The 6,257-nt window shown below is 74.9% G+C and carries 6 protein-coding genes; 2 read left to right on the forward strand and 4 right to left on the reverse strand.

Going from position 1 to position 6,257, the window contains the following annotated elements:
- Positions 1-68: 68 nt before the first annotated feature.
- Positions 69-152, reverse strand: a complete 84-nt coding sequence (locus tag ACH4F6_RS20330; protein WP_350760414.1) for a putative leader peptide — start codon at positions 150-152, stop codon at positions 69-71.
- Between the two features lie 137 nt (positions 153-289).
- Between ACH4F6_RS20330 and ACH4F6_RS20335 the strand changes: the two genes are divergently transcribed.
- Positions 290-1,201, forward strand: a complete 912-nt coding sequence (locus tag ACH4F6_RS20335; protein WP_397961635.1) for a LysR family transcriptional regulator — start codon at positions 290-292, stop codon at positions 1,199-1,201.
- Positions 1,202-1,246: 45 nt separating this feature from the next.
- On the opposite strand, the gene ACH4F6_RS20340 is transcribed toward ACH4F6_RS20335, so the two are convergent.
- The 3 genes from ACH4F6_RS20340 to ACH4F6_RS20350 form a co-directional block, all read right to left on the reverse strand.
- Positions 1,247-1,486: a hypothetical protein gene (locus ACH4F6_RS20340; protein WP_397961854.1), complete on the reverse strand. Its 240-nt coding sequence runs from the start codon at positions 1,484-1,486 to the stop codon at positions 1,247-1,249.
- Between the two features lie 2 nt (positions 1,487-1,488).
- A complete protein-coding gene (locus ACH4F6_RS20345) occupies positions 1,489-3,597 on the reverse strand; it encodes an MMPL family transporter (RefSeq protein WP_397961636.1) in 2,109 nt (702 codons plus the stop codon).
- Positions 3,598-3,820: 223 nt separating this feature from the next.
- The gene (locus tag ACH4F6_RS20350; RefSeq protein ID WP_397961637.1) at positions 3,821-4,327 is read right to left on the reverse strand and encodes a MarR family winged helix-turn-helix transcriptional regulator; all 507 of its coding nucleotides are present in this window, start codon (positions 4,325-4,327) and stop codon (positions 3,821-3,823) included.
- A 125-nt stretch (positions 4,328-4,452) separates the two neighbouring features.
- On the opposite strand from ACH4F6_RS20350, the gene ACH4F6_RS20355 reads away from it, so the two are divergent.
- Positions 4,453-5,973: an SDR family oxidoreductase gene (locus ACH4F6_RS20355; protein WP_397961638.1), complete on the forward strand. Its 1,521-nt coding sequence runs from the start codon at positions 4,453-4,455 to the stop codon at positions 5,971-5,973.
- Positions 5,974-6,257: the final 284 nt, after the last annotated feature.

Below are 6,257 nucleotides of genomic sequence, written 5' to 3' on the forward strand. Positions count from 1 at the left end.
AAGGAGCGCGGTGAATTCAGGCGGGAGGTGCGGGTGATCGCGACGGATCCGGAAAGAGGGGAGGGCGATCAGGCCGCGGCGCAACAGGAGGCGCTGGAGACGCGGGCGAGGTCGACATGGCGTCGCCGCGTGAGGTCCAGTCGCATCTTCATGCCGACGATCGTGGCAGTCGCCGGTCGCGGCAGTCAAGGAAAACCCGACCGGTCTCGTATCGCGGACCATTGAATTTCACGAAGGTGTGACAGGGAAACCCTTGAACCGGCGGGGAATGCGCCCGCATTCTTCCGGCGTGCGGACAGAACAGCTGGAATACATGGCGGCGGTCACCCGGCTCGGTTCGCTGCGCCGGGCCGCCGAGGAACTGCGCCTGTCGCAGCCCGCGTTGAGCGAGACCGTGCGCAACCTGGAGCGCGAACTGGGGGTGGATCTGCTGGAGCGCAAGCGGTCGGGCGCCACCATGAGCGCCTCGGGCCGGGAGCTGCTGCCCCACATCATCGGTGTCCTGGACGCGGTGGACCGGCTGCGCGCCGCGGCGGGCGAACAGCACCGCATCAGCCGCATGGTGCGCGTCGGCACGGTGAACGCGGCGACCGCGCCGCTGCTGGTCCCGGCGGTGCGGGAGTTCCGCGCCGCGCATCCGGTCACGCAGGTCGAGGTGGTGGCCGCCCAGCAGACGGACATCCACCGCGTCCTGCTGGAGGGCGGCTTCGACCTGGGACTGGTGAACCACCTGGAGGGCGACGACATGCCCGCCGAGTTCGAGTCGACCGAACTGCTGCGCGGGCGGCCGGTGGTGTGCGTACGGCCCGACAGCCCGCTCGCGGCCCGGGCGTCGGTGTCGGTGGACGACCTGCTCGGGGTGCCCCTGATCGGCATGCGGTCGGGGTACGTGATGCACCGTTACGTCCATCGGCTCCTGGACGGCGGCGGGCCCTCGTTCGCGTACACCACCGACGGGGCGGAGATGGGCAAGCTGATGGTGGCCGAGGGGCTCGGGGCGACGGTCCTGCCCGACTTCAGCGTGGTCGGGGACCCCCTGGAGCGGTGCGGCGCCCTCACGCACCGGCCGATCGAGGGGGAGACGACCCAGGTGCTGCTGATGCTGCGCCGCCGCCGGGCGGACGCCGTGCCGCAGGCCGCGCAGGACCTGCACGAGGTGTTCGTGCGGACCGCGCGGGCGCTGGGCGCGGCCGGACGGTGAGGGCGGAACCCCGGCCCTCGCCGTCCGGCCGTGCCCGGCGCCGTGTCAGTCGTCGTCGCCCGCCGGCACCACGACGAGGAACGCGTCCGACTTGAGGTCCATGACCACGGTCGCGGGCTCGCCCTCGGCCCGCCGTCGCGCCGCGTACTCCTCCGCCGGCCACGATCCGCGCGGAGCCCCCGCAGGAAAACGCTCCAACACCTTCGCGCCCATAGCGGCAGACACCTCCCGGTTCGGTACGAACAGTTGCCGTATGTTGCGCGTGCCCGGGATCGGCGTGAGCATGTTCAGCTTTCCGCGGCCGGACGCCGGCCGTCCGGGAACCGGTCGCGGCTGAGGCGTCCGGGCCACCAGGCGCGGGCGCCGATGTCCCGGACCAGCGCGGGCACCAGCAGGGAGCGCACCACGAGCGTGTCGAGCAGCACGCCGAAGGCGACGATGAAGGCGATCTGCGCGAGGAAGGCCAGCGGGATCACGCCGAGCGCGGCGAAGGTGGCGGCGAGCACCACGCCGGCGGAGGTGATGACGCCGCCCGTGGTGACCAGGCCGCGCAGGACGCCCTCGCGCACGCCGTGCCGCAGCGACTCCTCGCGGACCCGGGACATCAGGAAGATGTTGTAGTCGACGCCCAGCGCCACCAGGAAGACGAACCCGTACAGCGGCACCGACGGATCGGTGGCGGTGAATCCGAACACGTGCCGGAAGACGAGGCTCGAGACGCCCAGGGTGGCGAGGAAGTTCAGGGCGACGGTGGCGACGAGCAGGGCGGGCATGAGCAGGGAGCGCAGCAGCACCGTCAGGACGAGGAAGATGATCGCGAGGACGACCGGCACGATCAGGGTGCGGTCCCGTTCCGCCGTGCGCAGGGTGTCGTAGCGCTGCGCGGTGTAGCCGCCCACCAGGGCGTCCGCGCCGGGCACCGCGTGCAGGGCGGTGCGCAGCCGCGCCACGGTGTCCTGGGCCGCCTCGCTGTCGGCCGCCGCGCTCAGGGTGACGTCGACGCGGACCCGTCCGTCGACGACGAGCGGCTCGCCGCCGGGCCGCCCCGACGCGCCGACGGGCGCCGCCGAGGCGACTCCCTCGGTCCGTTCGGCCGCGGTCACCACCCGCTCGACGCGTCCGGCGTCGGCGATGACCACCGTGGGGTTGCCGGAGCCGCCGGGGAAGTGCCGGGCGAGCGTGCGCTGCGCGGACACGGACGGGGCGTCGTTGACGAAGGTCTCGTCGAGCGGCACGCCCCGTGAGGCGAGGGTGGGCGCGAACGCGGCGCAGGCGAGGAGTCCGGCCAGCGACACCGCCCACACCGTGCGGGGCGCCCGGTCGACGACGTCCGCGACCCGGCGCCAGACGCCGGCCCCGGCGCCGCGCCCGTCGGCCGGACGGGGTTTCGCGGGCCAGTACGCGGCACGCCCGAGCAGGACCAGGACGGCGGGCAGGAACGTCAGCGCGCTGACGACGGCGGCGGCGATGCCCACGGCTCCGACCGGCCCCAGCGCCCGGTTGTTGGTCAGGTCGCTGAGCAGCAGGGCGAGCAGCCCCAGGGCGACCGTCGCGGCGCTGGCCACGATGGCGCCCCAGGACTGCCGCAGCGCGGCCCGTGCGGCCGCGAACCGGTCGGCGCCCGGGGCGAGTTCCTCGCGGAAGCGGGCGGTGAGCAGCAGGGCGTAGTCGGTGGCCGCGCCGATCACCAGGATGGAGAGGATGCCCTGGACCTGTCCGTCGACGCGCACCAGGTCGTGGTCGGCGAGGACGTACACGACGGCGCAGGCCAGGCCGAGGGCGAAGACCGCGCCGAGGATGATCACCAGGGGGAGCAGCACGCTGCGGTAGACGAGCAGCAGGATGACCAGCACGGCCACCAGCGCGACGGCGAGGAGCAGGCCGTCGATGCCGGCGAAGGCGTCGGACAGGTCCGCCTGGCTCGCGGCCGGCCCGGCCAGGTGGACCGTGGTGCCCGGGACGCGTTCGGCGGCGGCGCGGACGCGGTCGAGGGTCGCGGGGAGGTCGTCGCCGAGGTCGGGGCGCAGGGGGACGACGCCCTCGAGGGCCTTCCCGTCCTCGGAGAGCAGGGCCGGCGACGCCCGGCCCGTCACGCCGGGGGTGCCGGCGAGGGCGGCCAGCGCCCGGTCGGCGGCCGCGCGCCGGTCCTGGAGCGCGGTGTCGCGGTCACCGGTCCAGACGACGACCGCGGGCAGCGTCTCGTCCTGGCGGAAAGCCCGCTGCGCGGTGATCACCTCGGTCGACTCGGCGCTGCGCGGCAGGAAGGCCGCCTGGTCGTTCGTGGCGACCTCGCCGAGGCGCCCGGCGTAGGGGCCGAGGAAGCCGCCCGCTCCGAGCCATACGGCGACGAGCAGAAGGGGGACGAGCCAGCGGGCGCGTCGGGGGGTGACGGACATCGTTCTCCCAGCGGAGGGCAGGTATCTCGATGACAAATAATCTCAATGATCGAGTTACTTGTCCGGGTGATCGTAAACGCATCTGTTCTTCCGCCGTCGGTGGGTCCCCGGATGCGGCCCCGCCACGCGGTCGGCGGGCGGCGCCGTTCCGGACGCGGTCGGCGGGCGGGGCGTGTCGTCCCGGACGCGGTCAGCGGGCGGGCGCGCGCCGGCCCGGGCGCCGTCAGCGGGCGGGGCGCGCCGTCCCGGACAGCTCCTCGCCCATGGCGGTGAGGAAGCGCAGCACCACCGACAGCTCGTCCTCGGTGAAGCGCGACCGGACGGCCTCGGTGGCCTCGGCGAGCGGCCGGAAGTAGGTGCGGGCGGCCGACCGCGCGTCGGCCGCGTAGTACAGGTGGACGACCCGGCGGTCCGCGCTCTCCCGGACCCGGCGGATGTGCCCCGCGCGCTCCAGCCGGTCCACGCAGGCGGTGACGGCGCCCGAGGTGAGGCCGAGGTGCTCGCGCAGGCGCTTCGGCGTCATCGGCTCCTCCGCGTCGAGGATCGCGGCGAGTGCCTGGACGTCCGTGGCGTGCAGCCCGTGACCGGCGGCGAACCCGTGCACCAGCCGGTTGATCTCGCCGTTCATCCGCCGCAGCCGGACGGCGAAGGCGTGCAGGTCGGTCGGTGCCGCGGCCGCCTGCGGGAGGTCTCCCCCGGCGTGCCGCTCACGGTCGTTCGCTGTGGCCACGCGGTCAGCGTAGTCGCTGCCCGCGATCATCCGATCGTGCGCACGGACCCCGGTGCCCGCATCCACGGGCCGCCCCCGTGGGGAATCCATGACCGGGGGCCGTCGAGGTGAAGGACCGAGGACTCATGACCGAAGACGACCGCGGCGCCGCGGGACCGCTCTGCCTGGTGACCGGCGCCACGGGCTACATCGGCGGCCGGCTGGTGCCGGAACTGCTGGCCGCGGGGCACCGGGTGCGCTGTCTGGCGCGCTCGCCGGAGCGGCTGCGCGACCACCCCTGGGCGGGGCGGGCGGAGGTGGTCCGGGGTGACGTGACGGACGCCGCGTCGGTCGCGGAGGCGATGCGCGGGGTCGACGTCGCCTACTACCTGGTGCACGCGCTGGGCACGGGCGAGGACTTCGAGGAGACCGACCGGCGGGCCGCGCGGATCTTCGGGGAGCGGGCCCGCGCCGCGGGGGTGCGCCGGATCGTGTACCTCGGCGGTCTCACCCCGGCGGGCGTGCCGGAGCACGAACTGTCGCCGCATCTGCGGTCGCGTGCCGAGGTGGGCCGCATCCTGCTGGACAGCGGCGTGCCCACCACCGTGCTGCGGGCCGCGGTCGTCATCGGCTCCGGCTCGGCCTCGTTCGAGATGCTGCGCTACCTCACCGAGCGTCTGCCCGTCATGATCACCCCGAGCTGGGTGCACACCCGGATCCAGCCCGTCGCGGTGCGGGACGTGCTGCGCGCCCTCGTCGGCAGCGCCGGGATGCCCGCGACCGTGAACCGGTCCTTCGACGTCGGCGGGCCGGACGTCCTGACGTACCGCGACATGATGATCCGCTACGCCGCCGCGGCGGACCTGCCGCGCCGGCTCATCCTGCCGGTCCCCGTGCTCACCCCCGGACTGTCCAGTCACTGGGTGGGCCTGGTCACGCCGGTGCCCGCCTCGATCGCCCGGCCGCTCACCGAGTCGCTGCGGCACGAGGTGGTCTGCCACGAGCACGACATCGCCCGGTACGTGCCGGATCCGCCGGGTCACCCGCTCGGCTTCGACGAGGCGGTACGGCTGGCCCTGCGGCGCGTGCGGGACGCCCGGGTCACCACCCGCTGGTCCTCCGCCTCCGTCCCCGGCGCCCCCAGCGACCCGCTGCCGACCGACCCGGGCTGGGCCGGCGGAAGCCTGTACACGGACTGCCGCGAGCTGCCCGTGAACGCCTCGCGGGCGGCCCTGTGGCGGGTGATCGAGGGGATCGGCGGCGAGAACGGCTGGTACTCCTTCCCGCTCGCCTGGGCGGCCCGCGGCCTGCTGGACCGGATGGTCGGCGGGGTGGGACTGCGCCGCGGGCGGCGGGACGCGGCGCGGCTGCGGGTCGGGGAGTCGCTGGACTTCTGGCGGGTGGAGGAGATCGAGCCCGGGCACCTGCTGCGGCTGCGGGCCGAGATGCGGCTGCCGGGTCTGGCCTGGCTGGAGATGTACGCGGAGACGGACGCGGCCGGCCGCACCCGCTACCGCCAGCGCGCCCTGTTCCACCCGCACGGGCTGCTCGGCCAGGCCTACTGGTGGGGCGTCTCCCCCTTCCACGCCGTCGTGTTCGGCGGCATGGCCCGCAACATCGCCCGGGCCGCGGCGGCGGAGCCCGCCGTACCGGCGGCCGTCGGCTGACCGCGCGTCCGCCGGGTGCGCGCCCCTCGGCCCGCGGGGCCTTGCGAGCGTCGCCGGCGCATCCTGCGGACGCGGTCCGACGGGTGCGGGTCCCTCCCCCACCGGGGGCCGTCGCGCGTCCGGCGGCGCCTCCGGCGGAGGCCGTCCGACGGGTGCGGGTCCACCGTCCACCGGGCCCTCGGCACGTCCGCCAGGTGCGTGTCGCACGTCCGGCGGACGCCTGCGCGCCGGACGCCTGCGCGCCCATCCGGCGGGTGCCTGTCGCCCGTCCGTCGGAAGCTGTC

It is taken from the genome of Streptomyces sp. NPDC017936 (genome assembly GCF_044328485.1).
In the GTDB taxonomy this organism is placed as follows: domain Bacteria; phylum Actinomycetota; class Actinomycetes; order Streptomycetales; family Streptomycetaceae; genus Streptomyces.